Genomic DNA, 22088 nt, shown 5'->3' with positions numbered 1-22088 from the left:
TCTTACCAATGGAACCTTTTTGCAGGAAAGTGATGTGGTACGGGCTGAGCGACTCAGCCCGTGAAAATTGCGGTTATTTCAGCAGGGTTTCGATACGGTCAAATAAGCGTTCGGGTTTGGTGATCGGCGCGAAGCGTTTCACTCGTTGGCCGTCTGCCGTCAGCAAGAACTTGGTGAAGTTCCATTTGATGCGTTGGCTACCGAATACACCCGGTGCCAGTCGCTTTAATTCGTTAAACAGCGGGTGTGCACCCGGACCGTTAACTTCAATTTTGCTGAACAGCGGGAAGCTGACACCGTAGTTCAACGTGCAGAAGTTGGCGATTTCCAGCGGATCACCGGGTTCTTGTGCTCCGAATTGATTACAGGGAAAGCCCAGTACCATCAGGCCGCGCTCGCGGTAGTATTGCCAAAGGTTTTCCAACCCACGGTACTGCGGCGTAAACCCGCATTTGCTGGCGGTATTCACCACCAAATAGGCCCGGGCAGGGAAATCACCCAGGGTTTTGTGTTCCCCTTGCAATGTAACGCAGGGGATGGATAACAATGAATTGCTCATGCAGGGAACTCCATATCCTGTGACGAAAGCGCTTTCGCGCTGCAGACTGGGCATAATTATAGATGAGTCGCTGGCGGGTAGAAAAGCCGGGGCGGGCGCCCCGGTGAGTGGCTCAGAAGCGGGTATCTACCGCATCCGCGAGCATAGCCAGCAACTGTTCGCTGTCGGACCAGCTCAGGCAAGGATCGGTGATCGACTGGCCGTAGGTCAGCGGTTGTCCGGCAACGATTTTCTGTGTGCCTTCTACGAGGAAGCTTTCTGCCATTACGCCAGTGACAGCGACAGAACCTGCACGGATTTGCTGGCAGACGTTTTCCGCCACTTCCAGCTGGCGACGATGCAATTTCTGACAGTTACCGTGGCTGAAGTCGATCACCAGGTGTTCCGGCAGGTCGAATTCACGCAGGCTATCGCAGGCGGCAACGATGTCGGTTGCGTGATAGTTCGGCGTTTTGCCCCCGCGCATGATGATATGGCCATACGGATTACCACTGGTCTGATAGATCGTCATTTGCCCGTGTTTGTCCGGGGACAGGAACATATGCCCGGCGCGTGCGGCACGGATGGCATCTATGGCAATACGGGTGTTGCCGTCTGTCCCATTCTTAAAGCCTACCGGGCAAGAAAGCGCCGAAGCCATCTCGCGGTGGATCTGGCTTTCGGTAGTGCGTGCGCCAATGGCACCCCAACTGATCAGGTCGGCAATGTATTGGCCGACAACCATGTCGAGGAATTCGGTGGCGGTAGGCAGGCCGAGTTGGTTCACTTCCTGCAACAGTCTACGGGCCATTTCAATGCCACGATTCACCTGGAAAGTTCCATCCAGTGCAGGATCGGAGATTAAGCCTTTCCAACCCACCACGGTGCGCGGCTTTTCAAAATAGGTACGCATCACGATTTCGAGGCGATCCTGATAACGGATGCGCAGGGCATTCAGCCGGCCGGCATAATCAATGGCGGCGTCAAGATCGTGGATAGAACAAGGCCCGATAACCACCAATAGACGGCGATCCTCACCGGTCAGGATTTTTTCAATTCGCTTACGTGACGCCGTCACGTTATCAGCGATTTCCGCCGAGATCGGCAACGTCTCTGCCAACGCTTGCGGCGTCACGAGGCTGTCGATGCGCGCGGTCCGCAGTTCATCTGTTTTGTGCATGATTTTCTCTAAAGATTTTTCTTCGCTGCGGCCGGAGTGCCGGGAAGTGATGGCGATCACAATAACGTAAAAACCGATGAATTCAACCGTAGAAACTGTGTTCTGTTGATCAAAGCCGCGAAAAAAAGCGCAAAAATGATGGGCTATGGAGGAATAATCAACAGATGGCAGGGGAGAGCCTCTGCGATTAGCATTCAAATCCGCTGCCGGTAGAATTGTCCTTCCAGTGATTTGGGGGGCGAATACGTTTGCCGCGATTAACGCGGGCGCAGCATGCCGCGCCCCTTCAATCATGTCAGGTGCCTGTCCGTATTGTAGAGGGTACAGATCAGAACATACGGCGGCTCATACCCAGAATATCCAGAATTTTGGTTGAGATTTCTTCTACCGAATAGTTGGTGGTATTCAGATATCGGATCTGATTCTTGCGGAATAAAGCTTCGACTTCTGCAAGCTCCATACGGCACTGGCGTATTGAGGCATAACGGCTGTTTTCGCGCCGCTCTTCACGGATCGCGGCTAAACGTTCTGGGTCAATCGTCAGACCGAAAAGCTTGTGCTGAAACGGTTTCAGCGCGGCAGGCAGATGCAAATTGTCCATATCGTCAGCGGTAAACGGGTAGTTGGCAGCGCGAATCCCGAACTGCATCGCCAGGTACAGGCTGGTGGGGGTCTTTCCGCAGCGGGACACGCCAAGCAAAATCACCTGAGCCTGATCGAGGTTGCGTAACGAGATTCCGTCATCGTGTGCCAATGTGTAGTCAATGGCGGCAATACGTGCGTCATATTTCCCAAGGTTGCTGGCCGTCAGTCCGTGGGTGCGATTCGGTACCGGCGTCGGTTCCACACCCAGCTCACCCTGTAACGGACCAACCAACGCTTGTACGATATCCTGACAAAAGCCTTCGCTCTGAGTAATAACATTGCGCACTTCCGGCGATATGATCGAGTAAAACACCAGCGGGCGCACGCCGGTTTCACGATAAATCTCATTAATCTGCTGACAAACACCGCGGGCGCGCGCTTCAGTTTCCACAAAGGGCAGCGTAAATGTCGTGGCCGTCACTGGAAATTGCGACAACACGGCATGACCCAAAACCTCGGCAGTGATCGCCGTGCCGTCCGAAATATAAAAAACGCTTCTTTCCACCCTAGACTCCTTACCTGGAACAGTGACGTAATTTTCACGTCTGCTTGTTCTTATCATGGGCTCCAGGTAATCCAGCGGTAAAGAGGCGGGCAGAAAAATTGTGATAACGCGGTCAGAGTCGGTCATTAATCGGGCAAAAAGAGGGGGGGATGTCGGGTAAAAACTTCAGTGAAACACTATTTCAATTTTAATGAAGAGTTTAAGGTTATTTATCCTGCGTTATTATTCCGCATTGTGGTGTTATTTTGGTCTAAAACATGAATTTGAGTATGGTTTTTAAAACTGAAGTTTAAAAAATACTTAATTTGTTGAGTTTTAAGCTATTAGTGCGGCAGGGAACGATTCCATCGCCATTTTCCCTGTCAGGAAGTTTTCCTAAAATCCACTTTCTTCGCCGGGTTGATCGATTCACCTTTCCATTTCCTATGGATCATTGTGCTAGTCTGATTCGGCGCCGTTTTGGCGGTGCTGAGAAAGCAAGCGAATTAAATCCGTCTATACCCTACTGATAGCAATAAGGATTGTCTCGATGTCCAACAATGGCCCAGACTTGCGTAATGTGCTTTGGTACAACCAGCTCGGCATGCACGACGTTGACCGTGTCGGCGGCAAAAATGCCTCCCTCGGTGAAATGATCACCAATCTTTCCGATTTGGGCGTGGCCGTGCCAAACGGTTTTGCCACCACCGCGCAGGCGTTTAACGATTTCCTCGAGCAAAGCGGTGTTAACCAGCGCATCTATCAGCTACTGGATCAAACTGATGTTGACGACATTGCTCAACTGACCAAGGCTGGCGCGCAAATACGCCAATGGATTATCGACACGCCGTTCCATGCAGAATTCGAGCGTGAAATTAATCTGGCTTACCAGCAGCTGGCCGACGGTGAACCCCAGGCGTCATTTGCAGTACGTTCATCGGCGACTGCGGAAGATATGCCGGATGCCTCTTTTGCCGGCCAGCAGGAAACCTTCCTCAACGTGCAGGGAATCGACGCCGTCATGGTGGCGATCAAACACGTATTCGCCTCGCTGTTTAACGACCGCGCCATCTCCTACCGTGTGCATCAGGGTTATGACCACCGCGGTGTGGCGCTGTCAGCGGGCGTGCAGCGCATGGTGCGTTCTGACCTGGCGTCTTCCGGCGTCATGTTCACCATTGATACCGAATCGGGTTTTGATCAGGTGGTGTTTATCACCTCCGCCTTCGGCCTGGGTGAAATGGTGGTGCAGGGTGCGGTAAACCCTGACGAATTCTATGTGCACAAACCGACATTGCTGAAAGGCAAACCGTCGATCGTGCGCCGCAACCTGGGTTCGAAAAAAATCCGCATGGTGTATGCACCTTCGCAGGATCACGGCAAGCAGGTACAAATCGAAGACGTGCCAGAGCAGCAACGCAATCGTTTCTCTCTGACTGACGAAGAAGTACAAGGCTTGGCCCATCAGGCACTGCTGATTGAAAAACACTACGGTCGCCCGATGGATATCGAGTGGGCCAAAGATGGCCATACCGGCAAGCTCCTGATCGTGCAGGCGCGTCCGGAAACCGTGCGTTCAAACGAGCAAACCATGGAGCGTTACCAGCTTAATGGTTCCAGCCCGGTGCTGGTGGAAGGGCGTGCTATCGGTCACCGCATTGGCGCGGGCCCGGTGAAGGTCATCCACAATATCAGCGAGATGGATCGTATCGAGCCGGGTGATGTTCTGGTGACAGACATGACTGACCCGGATTGGGAGCCGATCATGAAAAAGGCTGCAGCAATCGTCACCAACCGGGGCGGTCGTACCTGCCACGCGGCCATCATCGCCCGCGAACTGGGTATTCCTGCCGTGGTGGGCTGCGGCAATGCGACCGATCTGTTGAAAGAAGGCCAGAAAGTCACGGTTTCTTGCGCAGAAGGTGATACCGGCTTTGTTTACAGTGAGATGCTCGACTTTAGCGTGCAGAGTTCTGAAGTGACTGAATTGCCTAAACTGCCGCTGAAAATCATGATGAACGTCGGTAACCCCGATCGTGCTTTCGACTTTGCGCGTTTACCGAATGAAGGTGTGGGTCTGGCTCGCCTTGAATTTATTATCAACCGCATGATTGGTGTGCATCCGAAGGCCTTGTTGGAATTTGATCAACAAACCGCCGAATTGCAAAATGAAATCAAGGCGCTGATGCAGGGCTACGACCACCCGGCCGAGTTCTATGTGGGCCGTCTGACGGAAGGGATCGCGACGCTGGGTGCTGCGTTCTGGCCAAAGCGTGTGATTGTGCGTCTTTCTGACTTTAAGTCCAATGAATACGCCAATCTGGTTGGCGGTGAGAAGTATGAGCCGCACGAAGAGAACCCAATGCTGGGCTTCCGTGGGGCAGGTCGTTATGTCTCTGATAACTTCCGCGACTGCTTCGCGATGGAATGTGATGCGGTAAAACGCGTTCGCAACGAAATGGGCCTGACTAACGTTGAGGTCATGGTGCCGTTTGTCCGCACCGTAGCACAAGCGGAAGCCGTCGTTGCCGAATTGGCGCGTCAGGGTCTGAAGCGCGGTGAGAATGGCCTGAAAGTGATCATGATGTGTGAGATCCCATCCAATGCGCTGTTGGCGGATCAGTTCCTGGAACACTTTGATGGCTTCTCCATCGGCTCTAACGACATGACTCAGTTAACATTGGGTCTGGACCGCGACTCGGGTGTGGTGTCTGAACTCTTTGATGAGCGTAACGAAGCGGTGAAGATTCTGCTGTCGATGGCGATTCAGGCGGCTAAGCGTCAGGGTAAATATGTCGGTATCTGCGGCCAGGGTCCTTCTGATCACGAGGACTTTGCCGAGTGGTTGATGGATCAGGGTATTGATAGCCTGTCACTCAACCCGGACACTGTAGTACAAACCTGGGTTAATCTGTCGAAGAGAAAGTAATTCTCTGGCGTTGATTAATTGCTCACCCTAAAGCCGCGACCTGTTGCGGCTTTTTTTATTTCTGAATGTAAATAAAAAGGGGCACAGGAATAATAATGACCAAAAAAAGAATAAAAAAAAGCCCATCATAGGAGACGGGCAAAGACTACACACAGCAATTCACATGTATGGCATTACATTGTTTGGAAATCTTCCTTTAAATCAGGTATTTGAAGCAATATATGGCAATAATACTAGATATTTAAACACCATTAGTCATTAAGAATCATCCTAATCAATATCCCTATCCCCCTTTATTTTTACCAGGCGTGATTATTATTGGGCTGATAAAAAGGTGTATTTATTCGGTATGTTCAATGCGTGCTCGAAAGAAAGTCACGGTGGTGATTTTATTATCGTGACCGGGAAATCCAAAAAACCAGGTGAGAGGCAGGGGCGGGGAAAGATCTCTGCCCGGCAGCCCGGGCAGAGTTTAAAGAGGGTTACATTTGCTCCAGATCTTTGGCGACCTCTTTTACATCGGCGGTGGGTTCTGGCGCTTCGCTCATCCAGGCAGTGAGTAAACGATAGGATACCGCCAGTACGACCGGGCCGATAAACAGGCCAATCATACCGAACGCGAGCAGGCCACCAATAACACCGGACAGGATCAGCAACATCGGTAAATCTGCACCCATGCGGATCAGAACAGGGCGCAGAACGTTATCCAGCGTGGCCACCACACAGCTCCAGACCAATAGCACGGTGCCCCAGGTTGTGTCCCCGCTCCAATACAGCCAGATGATTGCCGGCACCAGCACCAGTAGCGGCCCTAGCTGTGCAACGCAACAGATGAAGATCAGCACGGTCAGCAGCGTCGCGGCAGGAATGCCGGTTACTGCCAGGCCAATGCCGCCCAGGACCGATTGCACCAGCGCTGTGACTACAACGCCCAACGCGACTGCGCGGATTGCCTGCCCGGCCAATACCACCGCCGCGTCGCCGCGTGCAGCACCGAGACGTGTCGCAAAGTGACGGATACCCAGAGCAACTTGCTCACCGCGCGCATAGAGTAAGACGCTAAACAGCAGCATCAAGGTGCAATGCAATAAGAGGCGGCCAATATGCGCCGCTTGCGCGACAAACCAGGTTGCGGTCTGGCCGAAGTAAGGCTGGACCTTCGCGACCAGCGCCGTCCCCCCCGCGCTCACCAGCGTGTGGTAACTGGTATAGATCTTATCGCCGATCATCGGGATTGATTGTAGCCAGGCCAGATCGGGAATATGCAATTTTCCCGGCGTGCTAGCCCAGGCAACAACGGGCGCACTGTTGTCCACTACGCTGCTTATCAGCAGGGATATCGGCAGTATGAACAGCAGGATCAGCAGTATCGTCATCACGACGACCGCCAGTGAACGTCTGCCCCAAAGTACTTTTTGCAACTTAATGAGCAATGGCCAAGTGGCGATGACCACCATGCCCGCCCAGGCAAAGCCGAGAATGAAGGGTTGAATGACCCAAAAACAAGCGACGATCATAATGGCGATAAATAGCACGCCAAAAATAATCCGTGGCAAATCGTATCGAGATTGCGGGATTGTCATGAATGGGTTCTCATCCTGGTAGGTTTAGTCCTTGGGACCGTTTAATCATGGTGCATATTGGTCAAAAATTACAGGGCGGCACACCTTTTGTTGCGGGCCATTCTGTGACAGGACAATTGCAATAATGTGCATGCCTTCACTAAACGAGTATGTTAGTTTTTATCTCTAATAAAAAATAGGGCGGGTCTGAATAAAGGCCTGATTCAGCGTTCATTAACGCATATAAAACAGACAGACAGGGTCAAAAATCGAATGATCCCACAGATTTCTCAAGCGCCCGGCCTCGTTCAGCGGGTGCTCGACTTTTTGGAAGCGTTAAAGCAAAACGGATTCAACGGCGATATCGCCACCAGCTACGCCGATCGACTGACGATGGCGACCGACAACAGTATCTATCAGTTATTGCCCGATGCCGTCGTGTTCCCTCGCTCAACGGCAGACGTGGCGTTGATTGCGCGTCTGGCGGCAGAGGAGCGTTTCAGTACGCTGGTCTTTAGCCCGCGCGGCGGGGGCACCGGCACTAACGGCCAGTCGCTCAATACCGGTATTGTGGTGGATATGTCGCGCCATATGAACCGCATCCTTGAGATCAACGTTGAGCAAGGCTGGGTCAAGGTTGAAGCGGGGGTCATTAAAGACCAACTTAACCAGTATTTGCGGCCGTTCGGCTATTTCTTCTCGCCGGAGCTTTCTACCAGTAACCGCGCCACGCTGGGCGGTATGATCAACACAGACGCCTCCGGTCAGGGCTCTCTGGTGTACGGTAAAACATCCGATCACGTGTTGGGCCTGCGAGCTGTCCTGCTGGGTGGGGACATGATCGACACGCGTGCTATGCCGACGCCGTTGGCGGAAACGATTGCTCGCGAAGATACGGTTGAAGGCCGGATTTACCACACCGTGCTCAATAGCTGTCGTGAGCAGCGCACACTGATTCTGGAAAAATTCCCCAAACTTAATCGCTTTCTGACCGGGTACGATCTGCGGTATGTGTTTAGCGATGACATGCAAACCTTCGATCTGACACGTATTCTGACGGGCGCTGAAGGGACGTTGGCGTTTATTACCGAAGCGCGGCTGGATATTACGCCATTGCCGAAGGTGCGCCGCTTGGTGAATGTCAAATACGATTCGTTTGATTCTGCACTGCGCAATGCCCCGTTCATGGTGGATGCCAAGGCTCTGTCGGTTGAAACCATCGATTCCAAGGTCCTGAATCTGGCTCGTGAAGACATTGTCTGGCATTCGGTGAATGAATTAATCACCAACGTGCCAGATAAAGAAATGCTTGGTCTTAACATCGTCGAGTTTGCCGGGGATGACAACGTGTTGATCGATCGGCAGATGGAGGATCTCTGTCAGCGGCTGGACGAATTGATCACCGAAAAGCAGGGCGGTGTGATCGGCTATCAGATCTGTGGGGATCTGGCCGGCATTGAACGAATTTATAACATGCGTAAAAAGGCTGTCGGGCTATTAGGCAACGCCAAAGGGCGCGCTAAACCTATTCCGTTTGCCGAAGACACCTGTGTGCCGCCGCAGCATCTGGCCGATTACATCGTCGAGTTCCGCCAGTTGTTGGACAGCCATAACCTGAGCTATGGCATGTTTGGCCATGTGGATGCTGGCGTATTACATGTACGCCCTGCACTCGATATGTGTGACCCACAGCAGGAAGTGTTGATGAAACAGCTTTCTGACCAGGTGGTGGCGCTGACGGCCAAATATGGTGGGTTGCTGTGGGGGGAACATGGTAAAGGGTTCCGCGCTGAATACAGCCCTGAATTCTTCGGTGATCAGCTGTTCCTGGAACTGCGGCGTATTAAGGCCGCGTTTGATCCGAACAACCGTCTCAACCCCGGTAAAATATGCCCGCCATTAGGTGTCGATGCGCCGATGATGAAAGTTGATGCCGCCAAGCGTGGCACGCTTGATCGCCGTATTCCGGTAGAGGTACGCACCTCGTTCCGTGGCGCGATGGAATGTAACGGCAATGGTTTGTGCTTCAATTTTGATGTACGCAGCCCAATGTGCCCGTCGATGAAGATCACCGGTAGCCGTATTCATTCACCCAAAGGTCGGGCGGCGTTGGTACGTGAATGGTTACGTCTGCTTTCAGAGCAGGGCGTCGATCCGCTGGTGCTGGAGAAACAGCTGCCACAACAACGTCTCAGTTTCCGGGCTCTGATAGAGAAAACGCGCAACAGTTGGTACGCCGGCAAAGGCGAATATGATTTCTCCCATGAAGTGAAAGAGGCCATGTCCGGTTGTCTGGCCTGTAAAGCCTGTTCTACCCAGTGCCCGATCAAAATTGACGTGCCGGGCTTCCGTTCGCGCTTCCTGCAGCTATACCACACGCGCTATTTGCGGCCGGCACGCGACTATATGGTCGCAGGGGTCGAGAGCTACACGCCGCTGATGGCGAAAGCGCCGAAAGTGTTCAACTTCTTTTTCCGCCAGCCCTGGGTTCGTGAATTGAGCCGTAACACGATTGGCATGGTTGATTTGCCGATGCTTTCCAGCCCGACGCTGCGTCAGCAGCTTTCAGGTCATGGTGCCATGACCATGACGCTGGAGCAGCTTGAAGCGCTGAGCGTAGAAAAGCGCGAACAGTATGTCCTGATCGTTCAGGATCCCTTTACCAGCTATTACGACGCCAAAGTGGTGGCGGATTTTGTACGGCTGGTGGAAAAGCTCGGTTACCGTCCTGTGCTGTTGCCGTTCTCACCGAACGGGAAAGCCCAACATATCAAAGGTTTTCTGACACGATTTGCCCGCACCGCGCGCAAGACAGCTGATTTTCTTAACCGAGTGGCAAAGCTTGGCATGCCGCTGGTGGGTGTCGATCCGGCGTTGGTGTTGTGCTATCGCGACGAATATAACGAGATCCTCGGTGAGGCCCGCGGGGATTTCCAGGTACAACTGGTGCACGAGTGGTTGCAGCAGCGCTTGGCTGAACGTGCAGAGCAGCCTGCGACGGGCGAAGCCTGGTATTTGTTCGGCCACTGTACGGAAACCACGGCCTTGCCTGCCAGCGGCCAACATTGGGCGTCCATCTTTGCACGCTTTGGGGCCAGGCTGGAAAACGTCAGCGTCGGTTGCTGCGGCATGGCGGGAACTTACGGGCATGAAGTAAAGAACCTGCAGAATTCGCTCGGGATTTATGAGCTATCCTGGCATCAGGCATTACAACGTCTGCCGCGGCAACGTTGTCTGGCGACCGGCTATTCCTGTCGCAGCCAGGTCAAACGTATTGAGGGTAACGGTGTACGACACCCATTACAGGCACTTCTGGAGATGATTGAGTGAAACTGTGGAAACGAGAGACGACGCTGGAGCAACTAAACCAGGCCGGTGACGGATGTATGGTCAGTCATGTGGGGATCCAATTTACCCGACTGGAGGACGATTATCTCGAAGCGACCATGCCGGTTGATCAGCGTACCCGGCAGCCGTTTGGCCTGTTGCACGGTGGTGCATCGGTAGTGCTGGCAGAATCGATGGGGTCGATGGCCGGTTACCTGTGTAGCGAAGGGGAACAGAAAGTGGTGGGGTTGGAAATCAACGCCAACCATCTGCGCGCGGTATTTGAAGGCCAGGTGCGCGGCGTGTGTCGGGCGTTGCATGTTGGGCGTCGCCATCAGGTGTGGCAGATAGAAATCTTCGATTCACGCGATCGCCTGTGCTGCACTTCACGCCTGACTACGGCCGTTATCGACTAGGTTTACCCCGCAGGTAGCCTTACCTGCGGGTATTTTTGCCATTCAGTCAGTTCACAACTGAAAGGGCACCCGCTTAACGAAGTCTTTCTGGAAGGCATTGGCCTTCTCCCAAGTGCCTTCCATTGCATATTTTTGACAGATTAAGGTCAGAGTATGACGGGCAAAATGATAGCTCTGAACCCGGAACAGCTGACAACGCTGTGGGTTGTTGATCTCTACGATCAGCCGGTTATGCAGTTTGCTCAACGCGTGCAGATAGCTTTCATCATCACCGTTTTCCAGACACAGATTGGCCATATTCAGGCTGACACTGTTGTAGCGTTTCAGATGGTTGATATTGCACTCCGGCCGTTTAAGCGACGCCTCTGCCATGTAGAAATCTACCGTAGCGTCGCGCACGCTGAATTTATAGTCATCAATTTTGCCCAGCAGCCACGCATTCATCGAGATATTCATTTGCCCGTGCTCAATTAGAATTGAATGATAATCATTATCATATTTATTGGTGCGTTCGTGATCAATCATTCTGTTGAAATTTTTATCGCCAGCAGGGGATGCATTGGGGGGACAGCATCCCAACATAGTCAGTAGCGACTAAACTTTAATCAGGGATTGCCGCTTTTGTTGGGACGGACGGAAAGGCAAAAGAGGGGGAAAAGCCGTTAATTGTCGATAAACGCATTTTTAAGACAGACAAAATTCAGAAATAGGTATTTTCTATGAATGTTTAAATCGACATAAAAAGCCCGGTTCTGTAAAGCCTTCGCGCCAGCGGGTAAGGGGCATGGTATGACAGGATGTACAGTAAATTCATAAGGATAAAATGATTCCATTTCCGACCGGCAGCGCCAGACGCGCTGACTGTCCCAGGCAGTTGCCGCATGCCAAAGCAAAAATCCGGGCTTTTGGCGGATAACCCCGCAAAACAAACGGTTGAAGTGATAATCGTTATCACTAACATAGTAGCAACCCAGATTGGCTGTGGTAAAACACGAGTGTGAGGTAGGCCATATGCAAACGGAAAATGTCGGCACTTTTTCTCTGGACGAAAATGTCTGGCAAGGCATTTTGCTCAGTGACAACGCCGTACAACAAATAACGAAACTAATGCAGCAGGATCCACAAGTGAAGGGGCTGCAACTCGGGGTCAAGCAGTCAGGCTGCGCCGGGTTTGCCTATGTGCTGGATCTCACCCGTGCTCCTGCTGACGACGACCTGCTGTTTGAGCGTGATGGCGCCAAACTGTATGTGCCGTTGAAAGCCATGCCGTTTATCGATGGCACCACGGTAGATTTTGTCCGTGAAGGGCTGAATCAGATATTCAAATTTAATAACCCTAAAGCTCAGCATGCCTGCGGGTGCGGCGAGAGTTTTGGCGTTTGAGCGATGCAATCAACATGACACGAAGCAATGTAGAAATGCCTAATGAAGTGCAGGCTTGGGTCAGCGAAGGTCGCTACAAAGAAGGTTTTTTTACCCAACTGGCCACCGATGAGTTAGCGAAGGGCATCAATGAAGACGTGGTGCGCGCCATCTCGGCCAAGCGTAATGAACCTGAGTGGATGCTGGAGTTCCGCCTTGAAGCCTACCGTGCCTGGCTGCAAATGGAAGAGCCACACTGGCTGAAAGCGAACTACGATCGGCTGAACTACCAGGACTACAGCTATTACTCCGCGCCCTCCTGTGGCAGTTGTGACGATGCCTGTGGATCCCAGCCGGGCGCAGAACAGCAACCGGGCGCACCGACCGATAACAACTACCTGACCAACGAGGTTGAGTTGGCGTTTAACCAACTCGGCGTCCCTGTGCGCGAAGGCAGTGAAGTCGCGGTCGATGCGATTTTTGACTCTGTCTCTGTCTCGACGACCTACCGCGAAAAGTTGGCGGAAAGCGGGGTCATTTTCTGCTCGTTCGGTGAGGCCATACACGAATACCCGGATCTGGTGCGTAAATACCTCGGTCGCGTCGTACCGTCCAACGACAATTTCTTCGCCGCACTGAACGCAGCGGTGGCTTCCGACGGGACCTTTGTCTATGTGCCGAAGGGCGTACGTTGCCCAATGGAACTGTCGACGTATTTCCGTATCAATGCCGCTAAAACCGGTCAGTTCGAACGCACCATACTGATCGCCGATGAGGGCAGTTATGTCAGCTACATCGAAGGCTGTTCGGCGCCGGTACGCGACAGTTACCAACTGCATGCCGCGGTGGTAGAAGTGATCCTGCACAAGGATGCCGAAGTGAAATATTCGACAGTGCAGAACTGGTTCTCTGGCGGTGACAGCAAGGGAGGCATCCTGAACTTTGTGACCAAGCGCGCATTGTGTGAAGGCGCAGGTTCAAAAATGTCATGGACTCAGTCGGAAACCGGCTCGGCAATCACCTGGAAATACCCTAGCGTGATCCTGCAGGGGGATAATTCTATCGGTGAGTTCTTCTCGGTAGCCCTGACCAGCGGCCATCAGCAGGCCGACACCGGCACCAAGATGATCCACATCGGCAAAAATACCCGTTCAACCATCATCGCCAAAGGTATCTCTGCCGGACACAGCGAGAATACCTACCGTGGCCTGGTGAAGATCCTGCCGGGGGCAGAAAACGCGCGTAACTTTACCCAATGCGACTCGATGTTGATTGGGCCGGACAGCGGTGCCCATACCTTCCCGTACGTTGAAGCGCGTAACAACAGTGCCCAGTTGGAACATGAAGCGACGACATCAAAAATTGGCGATGACCAACTGTTCTATTGTTTGCAGCGCGGCATTAGCGAAGACAATGCCATTTCGATGATTGTTAACGGATTCTGTAAGGACGTGTTCTCTGAGCTACCGCTGGAGTTCGCCGTCGAGGCGCAGAAGTTATTGGCCATCAGCCTGGAACACAGCGTGGGCTAAACGCCGGATTTACAGCGCGACAGCGCGATCTAAGGACACTGCATGTTAAGTATCAAGAATTTAAAAGTCAGCGCGGAAGGCAACGAAATCCTTAAGGGATTGAACCTGGAGATTAAACCGGGTGAAGTGCATGCCATCATGGGGCCGAATGGTTCAGGCAAGAGCACGCTTTCGGCAACGCTGGCGGGACGCGAAGAATATGAAGTCACCGAAGGTGAAGTGACCTTTAAAGGTAAGGATTTGCTTGAGCTGGACCCGGAAGATCGTGCGGGTGAGGGCGTATTCCTGGCCTTCCAATATCCGGTGGAGATCCCCGGCGTCAGCAACCATTTCTTCCTGCAAACTTCGGTTAACGCCGTACGCAAATACCGCCAGCAAGAACCGCTCGACCGTTTCGACTTCGCTGATTTTATTGAAGAAAAAATTGAATTGTTGAACATGCCTCCTGACTTACTGACCCGTTCGGTCAACGTCGGTTTCTCTGGCGGTGAGAAAAAACGTAATGACATCCTCCAGATGGCGGCGCTGGAGCCGGATCTCTGTATTTTGGACGAAACCGACTCCGGTTTGGATATTGATGCGCTGAAGATTGTCGCTAACGGCGTGAACTCGCTGCGTGATGGTAAGCGTTCGTTCATTATCGTTACGCACTACCAACGTATCCTGGACTACATCAAGCCGGATTACGTCCATGTTCTTTCTCAGGGGCGCATCGTCAAGTCCGGCGATTTCTCTCTGGTGAAACAGTTGGAGGAGCAGGGCTATGGCTGGCTTACCGACGAACAATAACGCGCGCGCGCTGCAACAACTGTATAGCCTGTTTGAAGCACGCGGTGGTGAGCACTCTGCCCATGCATTGGCACACTGGCAACAGGCTTTGCGCTTAGGGTGGCCGACGCGCAAGCATGAAAACTGGAAATACACACCGCTGGAAGGTTTGCTTGAACAGCAGTTCCTTGAGCCACTGGTGGAGCCAGTCACTGCCGCGCAGTTGGATGCGTTGGCGCTGGCGATTGATGCTTATCGGCTGGTCTTTGTTGACGGGCGTTTTTGTGCGGCGTTGAGCGACAGCGACCTGGGTGATTATCAGTTCGACATCGCACCCTACGGGACGTTACAGGCGTTACCCGAACCGATCCAGCCCGAGATCTTTCTGCATCTGACGGAAAGCCTGGCGCAGGAAACCAGCATTGTTCGCGTGGCCGCCGGTAAAATCGCGGCGCGACCGCTGTATCTGCTGCATATCAGCAGCGGACGCGGGGCTGAAGGTGAGGTGAATACCGTGCATCACCGCCATCACCTTGATATTGCGCGTAATGCGCAGGCCGAGGTGATAGAGCATTACGTTAGCCTGAACCAGGCTGCGCATTTCACTGGCGCGCGCCTCACCGCTAACATCGGTGATAATGCCCAATTGAACCATTGCAAGTTGGCGTTTGAGAGCCAGCCGAGTTACCACTTCGCCCATAACGATCTGGTGATTGGCCGCGATGCACGGGTGAAGAGCGACAGCTTCCTGTTGGGGGCTGGGCTAACACGGCATAACACCAGCGCACAGCTTAATGGTGAAGGCTCTAATTTGGTGATCAATAGTCTGGTATTGCCGGTCGGTAAAGAGGTGTGTGACACCCGTACTTACCTTGAGCATAACAAAGGCTATTGCGAGAGCCGCCAATTGCACAAAGTGGTGGTCAGCGATCGCGCCAAAGCGGTATTTAACGGCATGATCAAAGTGGCAAAACACGCGATTAAAACCGATGGGCAGATGACCAACCATAACCTGTTGCTGGGTAAGGTGGCGGAAGTGGATACCAAACCGCAATTGGAAATCTATGCCGACGATGTGAAGTGCAGCCATGGCGCTACCGTTGGTCGTATCGATGAAGAGCAGCTGTTTTATCTGCAATCGCGCGGCATTGACAAGCACGCGGCGCAGCAGATGATTATCTTTGCTTTTGCCGCTGAGCTGACTGAGGGGATTGGTAACGATCTCATCCGAGAATCGGTACTGGCACGCATTGCGCAGCGCCTGCCGGGGGAGGCCACATGAGTTTTCCGATTGAACGGGTACGCAGTGAATTCCCGCTGTTGGCGCGTGACGTCAATGGTCAGTCGCTGGCTTACCTCGACAGCGCTGCCAGCGCGCAAAAGCCGCAGGCGGTGATCGATCGCGAGTTGGATTTTTATCGTCATGGCTATGCGGCCGTTCACCGAGGCATCCACACCCTGAGTGCTGAAGCGACGCAGGACATGGAAGCGGTGCGTGAAAAAGTAGCCGCGTTTATTAATGCCGCTTCGGTTGAAGAGATTGTGTTTGTTAAAGGCACCACCGAGGGCATTAACCTGGTGGCTAACAGCTTTGGCCGTCATTTCCTGCAACCCGGTGACAGCATTATCATCACCGAGATGGAACACCACGCCAATATCGTGCCTTGGCAGATGCTGGCGAAGGAACGAGCACTGAACCTGCGTGTTTGGCCGTTACAGCAAGACGGCACCTTGGATCTGGCACAATTGCCTGGCCTTATCGACGCCAGCACCAAATTGCTGGCGCTGACCCAGGTTTCCAATGTGTTGGGGACGGTGAACCCGGTACGCGACATTACGGCGCAGGCGAAGGCCGCAGGCCTTAAGGTGTTGATCGACGGGGCACAGGCCGTGATGCACCAGCAGGTGGACGTACAGGCGCTGGACTGTGACTTCTACGTGTTTTCCGGCCATAAGCTGTATGGGCCTTCCGGTATTGGCATTCTTTATGGCAAGCAGTCACTATTGCAGCAAATGCCGCCGTGGGAAGGGGGCGGCTCGATGATTCAGCAGGTCAGCCTGACGCATGGCACAACCTATGCGGAGCCACCGTGGCGCTTTGAGGCGGGCTCACCCAATACCGCAGGCATCATGGGATTGGGTGCGGCGATTGATTACGTGAATGCGCTGGGGCTGGCTGCGATTGGTGATTATGAGCAATCATTAATGCATTACGCACTGGAAGCGCTGCAGCAGGTGCCTACCCTTAAAATCTACGGCCCGGCAGAGCGCGCCGGTGTGATCGCCTTTAATCTGGGTGAACACCATGCCTATGATGTTGGTAGCTTCCTGGACAAGTATGGTATCGCTATTCGCACCGGGCACCATTGCGCGATGCCACTGATGGCGTTCTATAATGTGCCGAGTATGTGTCGCGCTTCATTGGCTGTCTACAACACGAGGGACGACGTGGATCGGCTGGTGGCCGGGTTGCAGCGAATTCACAAACTGCTGGGATAGGGGCGATCGGCGTGCATAGCCGCCGAGTGAATGAACGTCTGTTGTATAAGACATGGGGTCGGCATGCCGGCCCCTAAATTATTGAAAGGATCCTCATGGCGAACTTGCCGGACAAAGATAAGTTAGTGCGTAATTTTTCCCGTTGCCTTAACTGGGAAGATAAATATCTGTATGTCATCGAACTGGGCGCTAAGCTACCGGCACTGGACGACAGTGAGCGTCAGGCGGGAAATCTGATTTCCGGTTGTCAGAGCCAGGTGTGGATTGTGATGCGGCTTGACGAGCAAGGGCACGTTGAGTTTCATGGTGACAGCGATGCGGCGATTGTAAAAGGACTGCTGGCAGTGGTGTTTATTCTTTATCACCATATGACCCCAGAGCAGATTATCGCATTGGATGTTCGTCCGTTTTTTGCCGAGTTAGCGTTGAGCCAACACCTGACACCTTCACGTTCGCAAGGGTTAGAAGCCATGATCCGTGCAATCCGCGCTCAGGCTGCCAAGCTCTGATGTGCGCTAAGACTCATTGATACGTTGCATGTTTTCTTGTGTCAGTGAGTCTTTACAAAGACCTGCCCACCTCGCCATTCATCCCGCAAATTAGTGACATATCAGCAGTTTACCTATTGACGTTCTGTTGACAAATGCATAAAGCGATTACGTTATAACATGTTGATTTTTAGAGGACTTATTGCCTTTGACGTCAGCATTGCTAGTATTAATCAGGTCTTGTCTGATTTACCCGCGGCCAGGCGCCAGATAGCCTTGTTGCCGAACCGTAATAAGCATAATAGGGATGATAATGAAACGTGCGTTGAGTTTAATGGGCATGCTGTTTGCCACCGTACTGACCGGCACCCAAGCCGCCAGCGCGAGCGAATACCCGCTGCCGCCGCCAGATAGCCGCCTGATTGGCGAAAACACCACTTATACCGTGCCGAACGACGGGCGTCCGCTGGAGGCCATTGCGGCCGACTATAAGATTGGTCTGCTGGGTATGTTGGAGGCCAACCCCGGTACAGACCCGTTTCTGCCGAAGCCGGGCACGGTATTGACTATCCCGACCCAAATGCTGCTGCCAGACACCAAGCGTGAGGGGATTGTGGTTAACCTGGCTGAGCTGCGTTTGTACTACTACCCGAAGGGCGAGAACAAGGTCATCGTTTATCCTATCGGTATCGGTCAGACGGGGATGCATACGCCGCTGCAGGTGACGTCTGTCAGCCAAAAAATCCCGAACCCGACCTGGACACCGACGGCTAATATTCGTAAACGCTATCAAGAAAAAGGTGTGACGTTGCCTGGCGTGGTTCCGGCCGGTCCTGATAACCCAATGGGACTGTTCGCCATGCGCTTAGCGATGGGGCACGGTGAGTATTTGATCCACGGTACCAACGCCAACTTTGGTATCGGCATGCGCGTCAGTTCCGGTTGTATCCGCTTGCGGCCAACCGATATCGAGGCGCTATTCAATATGGTACCGCGTGGCACGCGGGTTCAGGTGATCAATGATCCGGTGAAAATTTCCGTTGAGCCGGACGGTAAACGCTATGTTGAAGTGCATCAGCCGCTGTCGAGAGTCGAAAGCGATGATCCGCAAACCATGCCGATCGCACTGTCTAAAACCGAAAAAGCGTTTGTTGGCGATGCACAGACCGATAAGGCCATGTTCGACAGTGCGGTTGTACGCCGCTCTGGCATGCCGGTGCTGGTTAACCTTGGTCAGAACCCATCTGAGGTGAGTTTAACGCCTGTAGCCTCGCAGGAAGCGAATAAAGGCTTATTCAAAGGGGCACCCATCAGCTCTGTGAATTAAAATGTGCTTATAACGGGTATTACTGAGGGGTTCAGCGTGCTGAGCCCTTTTTTTTGCCTGGTGGCAAGAGGGGATTCATCGGGGGGATAAACAGACAAAAAAAACGGCGCACAATGTGCGCCGTTTTCATTAACCGAAGCTAACTTACTTTTTGTAAGCGTGAGCTTGGTTGTCCAGGCGCTGGTTAGCACGTGCTGCGTCGTCTTTAGCTGCTTGAACGTCAGAACGGATTGCGTTCACGTCGTTGCTCAGCTGGTCAACTTTAGCGTTCAGAGTCTGAACGTCAGAAGACAGTTGATCGATTTTAGCATTGCTAGAGCAGCCTGCCAGCAGAGTGGAACCCAGGATTACCGCGCCCAGTACCAGTTTAGTACGATTCATTATAACACCCTCTAGATTGAGTTAATCTCCATGTAGCGTTACAAGTATTACACAAACTTTTTTCGAAAGAGAATAATTTTTTTGTATTGGAGTGCTTTATTTTGATCGTTCGCTCAAACTTGCATCTTCTTTTGAAAAATAGTTAAAAAATGTAGGGAAAACAGCCGGATTCCATGGGACAACTCCGATTTGTAATTAGCCAAATAATGAGCAATCGATGGTTGCGTTTTTGATAAAATAGTTTACTAGTGCTAAAAAAAACGCCGCAAAGCGGCGTTTTTGTCAAAATAATTATGTCACGTTTTATATTAGAGCACGTGAACCGAGGCCGTATTGGTGGTGCCACTTGGTACCAGTGCACCAGAAACCATCACCACAACGTCGCCTTTTTGTGCAAGACCACTGGCCAGTGCCGCTTCTTTACCAATGCGGTAGAAATCGTCGGTGGAGGCGATTTCTTTAACCATTTGTGGAATCACGCCTTTGCTCAGAATGAGCTGGTGAGCGGTGACTTCATTGGTGGTCAGCGCCAGGATCACAGCGTTAGGGAAGTATTTACGCACGGACTTGGCTGATTTACCGCCGCTGGTGGCGACGACGATCAGTGGCGCATCCAGCTTTTCTGCGGTTTCAACCGCGCCGCGGCATACCGCTTCGGTGATGCGCAGTTTGCGGTTGTCATTCAGGCTGTCGATACGGCTTGGCATCACGCGATCGGTGCGCTCACAGATGGTCGCCATGATGGTAACGGCTTCCAGCGGGTACTTACCCTTGGCGCTCTCACCTGACAGCATGACGGCGTCGGTACCATCCAGAATGGCGTTGGCAACGTCGCCAGCTTCTGCACGGGTAGGGCGCGGGTTTTTGATCATGGAATCGAGCATCTGCGTTGCGGTGATGACCACTTTGCGTGCACGGTTACATTTTTCAATCATCATCTTCTGCGCGAAGATCACTTCTTCTACCGGGATTTCCACACCCAGGTCACCACGAGCAACCATGATGCCGTCAGAGGCTTCGAGGATCTCGTCGAAGTTGTTCAGGCCTTCCTGGTTTTCGATTTTAGAGATGATCTGGATCTGCTCGCCGCCGTGGGCTTTCAGGTGTTCACGGATTTCCAGCACGTCTGAACGTTTACGGATAAAGGACGCAGCAACGAAGTCTACGCCTTGCTCGCAGCCGAAAATCAGATCGCGCTTGTCTTTTTCTGCCAGTGCAGGCAACTGAATAGAAACGCCCGGCAGGTTAACGCCTTTGTTTTCGCCCAGGTCGCCGCTGTTCAGCACCTTACAAACCACTTCGTTTTCGGTCACGTTGGTGACTTCCATACCGATCAGACCATCGTCTACCAGCACGGTGTTGCCGATTTTCAGGTCAGCACTAAAACCTGCGTAAGTGACCGCGACACGTTCATTGTTGCCGATAACGCTCTGATCGGTAGTGAAAGTGAAAGTCTGACCTGCAACCAGTGCGGCGTCTTTGCCGCCTTCCAGCTTCATGGTGCGGATTTCCGGGCCTTTGGTATCCAACAGGATGCCTGCGTTCTGACCGGTTTTCGCCATTACGGCACGCATGTTCTTGATGCGGTTGCCGTGCTCTTCATAATCACCATGTGAGAAGTTCAGGCGCATTACGTTCATGCCGGCATTCAGCAGGTTGGTCAGCATTTCTTCCGATTCGGTTTTTGGACCGATGGTACAAACAATTTTGGTCTTTTTCATGACGGATTTTTCTACAAGTTGTGATGGATAAAGAAACGAATAAAACCAGCGGTCAGGCCACTGATAAGGGATTTGAGTCGTGCCTGGTGATACAAAACAAAGTTAAGGATAGGTGACCAGAGTCGAAATGGGGCGGAAAAATTCAGCCCGCGCCGGGATGCGGGGATGCTGCGCAACGAGATGAGGTGAAAATATGTTGTTATTGCGTTTTCGCAGATCAAGGGCTGAAACCATTCAACTGAAAGACGTTGCGCATTATAAAGGCTAAGCGGCGGGAAACAAAATAAAAAACCGATGCTAAATCGCGGAACCGTCAAATCAGCAGCAAATGTGGCGCAAATGCAAACCAACAGCAGGTGTTTGTTGCGCAAATACCCCTTCTGTAAATACAAGTACTGTCGAGGGTTAGCTTGACGTGATGATTTCCCACAGCGTACCGGCAGACAAACAGAAGCAGCCACTCGCGGTATTCGCGGGGATCGTGACGGTTTCACCGGCGAGTACTATCTGGGTGTCGCTGCCTACGGTAAATTCAAACTCACCAGAGACTACCCGTGTTTGCAACGCGTGGGCGTGCTTTTGCAGTTGGCCGAAGGCACCCGCGTCAAATTTGACTTCTGTGGCGCGTGCTCCGTCGTTCATTTTCCCTTGTCGGCGGGAGAGACCATTGTCGAGCTTCTCAAAGGGCGTCTCTGCGGTAAATGTCAGCATGGGATCTGTCCTGATAAGGTATTCGCCTTGATGATAGGATATATGGCCTGCGATGGCAGAAACAAAAGTATGGGGCCGTGCTGGCGAGTTAACAATAGCGTGAGTGTTAAGCTGATAGGGCAAGTTTGAGAAAACAACGCTTTGGTGCGTCCGAGTGGACTCGAACCACCGACCCCCACCATGTCAAGGTGGTGCTCTAACCAACTGAGCTACGGACG

The 22088-nt window shown here is 52.6% G+C and carries 18 protein-coding genes and 1 other RNA gene; 10 read left to right on the top strand and 9 right to left on the bottom strand.

What is annotated here, in order from left to right:
* Positions 1–73: 73 nt before the first annotated feature.
* The 3 genes from AC2FC2_RS05815 to ppsR form a co-directional block, all read right to left on the bottom strand.
* On the bottom strand, positions 74–559 hold the full coding sequence (locus AC2FC2_RS05815) for a glutathione peroxidase (protein ID WP_209633030.1): 486 nt from the start codon (positions 557–559) through the stop codon (positions 74–76).
* A 112-nt stretch (positions 560–671) separates the two neighbouring features.
* On the bottom strand, positions 672–1718 hold the full coding sequence (locus AC2FC2_RS05810; RefSeq protein ID WP_490658927.1) for a 3-deoxy-7-phosphoheptulonate synthase: 1047 nt from the start codon (positions 1716–1718) through the stop codon (positions 672–674).
* Positions 1719–2046: 328 nt separating this feature from the next.
* A complete protein-coding gene (gene ppsR, locus AC2FC2_RS05805; RefSeq protein WP_209633031.1) occupies positions 2047–2868 on the bottom strand; it encodes a posphoenolpyruvate synthetase regulatory kinase/phosphorylase PpsR in 822 nt (273 codons plus the stop codon).
* Between the two features lie 529 nt (positions 2869–3397).
* Between ppsR and ppsA the strand changes: the two genes are divergently transcribed.
* Positions 3398–5776, top strand: a complete 2379-nt coding sequence (gene ppsA / locus AC2FC2_RS05800; RefSeq protein WP_490658926.1) for a phosphoenolpyruvate synthase — start codon at positions 3398–3400, stop codon at positions 5774–5776.
* A gap of 110 nt (positions 5777–5886) precedes the next feature.
* On the opposite strand, the gene rprA is transcribed toward ppsA, so the two are convergent.
* Both rprA and ydiK read right to left on the bottom strand, forming a co-directional pair.
* An RNA gene (rprA, locus tag AC2FC2_RS05795) (antisense sRNA RprA) lies at positions 5887–5997 on the bottom strand.
* Between the two features lie 261 nt (positions 5998–6258).
* Complete coding sequence (ydiK, locus tag AC2FC2_RS05790) at positions 6259–7359, bottom strand: AI-2E family transporter YdiK (protein ID WP_209633033.1); 1101 nt, start codon at positions 7357–7359, stop codon at positions 6259–6261.
* Between the two features lie 252 nt (positions 7360–7611).
* Between ydiK and ydiJ the strand changes: the two genes are divergently transcribed.
* A complete protein-coding gene (gene ydiJ / locus AC2FC2_RS05785; protein WP_490658925.1) occupies positions 7612–10668 on the top strand; it encodes a D-2-hydroxyglutarate dehydrogenase YdiJ in 3057 nt (1018 codons plus the stop codon).
* Complete coding sequence (gene menI / locus AC2FC2_RS05780) at positions 10665–11081, top strand: 1,4-dihydroxy-2-naphthoyl-CoA hydrolase (RefSeq protein ID WP_209633035.1); 417 nt, start codon at positions 10665–10667, stop codon at positions 11079–11081. The genes ydiJ and menI overlap by 4 nt, the downstream gene beginning before the upstream one ends.
* A gap of 51 nt (positions 11082–11132) precedes the next feature.
* On the opposite strand, the gene AC2FC2_RS05775 is transcribed toward menI, so the two are convergent.
* Complete coding sequence (locus AC2FC2_RS05775) at positions 11133–11537, bottom strand: hypothetical protein (protein WP_037418867.1); 405 nt, start codon at positions 11535–11537, stop codon at positions 11133–11135.
* A 555-nt stretch (positions 11538–12092) separates the two neighbouring features.
* Between AC2FC2_RS05775 and sufA the strand changes: the two genes are divergently transcribed.
* From sufA to AC2FC2_RS05740, 7 genes are all read left to right on the top strand, one after another.
* Entirely contained in the window at positions 12093–12464 is a 372-nt protein-coding gene (gene sufA / locus AC2FC2_RS05770) for a Fe-S cluster assembly scaffold SufA (protein ID WP_037418650.1), read from the top strand.
* 14 nt (positions 12465–12478) lie between these two features.
* Positions 12479–13975, top strand: coding sequence for a Fe-S cluster assembly protein SufB (gene sufB / locus AC2FC2_RS05765; protein WP_037418869.1), 1497 nt, complete (start codon positions 12479–12481; stop codon positions 13973–13975).
* 42 nt (positions 13976–14017) lie between these two features.
* Complete coding sequence (gene sufC, locus AC2FC2_RS05760) at positions 14018–14764, top strand: Fe-S cluster assembly ATPase SufC (protein WP_209633036.1); 747 nt, start codon at positions 14018–14020, stop codon at positions 14762–14764.
* Entirely contained in the window at positions 14739–16025 is a 1287-nt protein-coding gene (sufD, locus tag AC2FC2_RS05755) for a Fe-S cluster assembly protein SufD (RefSeq protein WP_265556147.1), read from the top strand. Before sufC ends, sufD begins: the two co-directional genes overlap by 26 nt.
* A complete protein-coding gene (gene sufS / locus AC2FC2_RS05750; protein WP_490658924.1) occupies positions 16022–17242 on the top strand; it encodes a cysteine desulfurase SufS in 1221 nt (406 codons plus the stop codon). The genes sufD and sufS overlap by 4 nt, the downstream gene beginning before the upstream one ends.
* A 95-nt stretch (positions 17243–17337) precedes the next feature.
* Complete coding sequence (gene sufE / locus AC2FC2_RS05745) at positions 17338–17751, top strand: cysteine desulfuration protein SufE (RefSeq protein WP_209633039.1); 414 nt, start codon at positions 17338–17340, stop codon at positions 17749–17751.
* 292 nt (positions 17752–18043) lie between these two features.
* Entirely contained in the window at positions 18044–19057 is a 1014-nt protein-coding gene (locus AC2FC2_RS05740; RefSeq protein ID WP_265556144.1) for a L,D-transpeptidase family protein, read from the top strand.
* A 144-nt stretch (positions 19058–19201) separates the two neighbouring features.
* On the opposite strand, the gene AC2FC2_RS05735 is transcribed toward AC2FC2_RS05740, so the two are convergent.
* From AC2FC2_RS05735 to AC2FC2_RS05725, 3 genes are all read right to left on the bottom strand, one after another.
* A complete protein-coding gene (locus tag AC2FC2_RS05735; protein WP_004943717.1) occupies positions 19202–19438 on the bottom strand; it encodes a major outer membrane lipoprotein in 237 nt (78 codons plus the stop codon).
* A gap of 308 nt (positions 19439–19746) precedes the next feature.
* Complete coding sequence (gene pykF / locus AC2FC2_RS05730) at positions 19747–21159, bottom strand: pyruvate kinase PykF (RefSeq protein ID WP_037418669.1); 1413 nt, start codon at positions 21157–21159, stop codon at positions 19747–19749.
* 405 nt (positions 21160–21564) lie between these two features.
* Entirely contained in the window at positions 21565–21870 is a 306-nt protein-coding gene (locus AC2FC2_RS05725; protein WP_209633041.1) for a cupin domain-containing protein, read from the bottom strand.
* Between the last annotated feature and the right edge of the window lie 218 nt (positions 21871–22088).

The sequence above is a fragment of the Serratia sp. CoH_122_TC_1 genome, assembly GCF_058191755.1.
This window is presented reverse-complemented; position numbering and strand designations above follow the sequence as displayed.

What these genes read in the sequence shown, in the direction of transcription:
- AC2FC2_RS05815 (WP_209633030.1), bottom strand. Translation starts at nt 559, where the DNA reads ATGAGCAATTCATTGTTATCCATCCCCTGCGTTACATTGCAAGGGGAA.
- AC2FC2_RS05810 (WP_490658927.1), bottom strand. Translation starts at nt 1,718, where the DNA reads ATGCACAAAACAGATGAACTGCGGACCGCGCGCATCGACAGCCTCGTG.
- ppsA (WP_490658926.1), top strand. Translation starts at nt 3,398, where the DNA reads ATGTCCAACAATGGCCCAGACTTGCGTAATGTGCTTTGGTACAACCAG.
- ydiK (WP_209633033.1), bottom strand. Translation starts at nt 7,359, where the DNA reads ATGACAATCCCGCAATCTCGATACGATTTGCCACGGATTATTTTTGGC.
- ydiJ (WP_490658925.1), top strand. Translation starts at nt 7,612, where the DNA reads ATGATCCCACAGATTTCTCAAGCGCCCGGCCTCGTTCAGCGGGTGCTC.
- AC2FC2_RS05775 (WP_037418867.1), bottom strand. Translation starts at nt 11,537, where the DNA reads ATGAATATCTCGATGAATGCGTGGCTGCTGGGCAAAATTGATGACTAT.
- sufA (WP_037418650.1), top strand. Translation starts at nt 12,093, where the DNA reads ATGCAAACGGAAAATGTCGGCACTTTTTCTCTGGACGAAAATGTCTGG.
- sufB (WP_037418869.1), top strand. Translation starts at nt 12,479, where the DNA reads ATGACACGAAGCAATGTAGAAATGCCTAATGAAGTGCAGGCTTGGGTC.
- sufC (WP_209633036.1), top strand. Translation starts at nt 14,018, where the DNA reads ATGTTAAGTATCAAGAATTTAAAAGTCAGCGCGGAAGGCAACGAAATC.
- sufD (WP_265556147.1), top strand. Translation starts at nt 14,739, where the DNA reads ATGGCTGGCTTACCGACGAACAATAACGCGCGCGCGCTGCAACAACTG.
- sufS (WP_490658924.1), top strand. Translation starts at nt 16,022, where the DNA reads ATGAGTTTTCCGATTGAACGGGTACGCAGTGAATTCCCGCTGTTGGCG.
- sufE (WP_209633039.1), top strand. Translation starts at nt 17,338, where the DNA reads ATGGCGAACTTGCCGGACAAAGATAAGTTAGTGCGTAATTTTTCCCGT.
- AC2FC2_RS05740 (WP_265556144.1), top strand. Translation starts at nt 18,044, where the DNA reads ATGAAACGTGCGTTGAGTTTAATGGGCATGCTGTTTGCCACCGTACTG.
- AC2FC2_RS05735 (WP_004943717.1), bottom strand. Translation starts at nt 19,438, where the DNA reads ATGAATCGTACTAAACTGGTACTGGGCGCGGTAATCCTGGGTTCCACT.
- pykF (WP_037418669.1), bottom strand. Translation starts at nt 21,159, where the DNA reads ATGAAAAAGACCAAAATTGTTTGTACCATCGGTCCAAAAACCGAATCG.
- AC2FC2_RS05725 (WP_209633041.1), bottom strand. Translation starts at nt 21,870, where the DNA reads ATGCTGACATTTACCGCAGAGACGCCCTTTGAGAAGCTCGACAATGGT.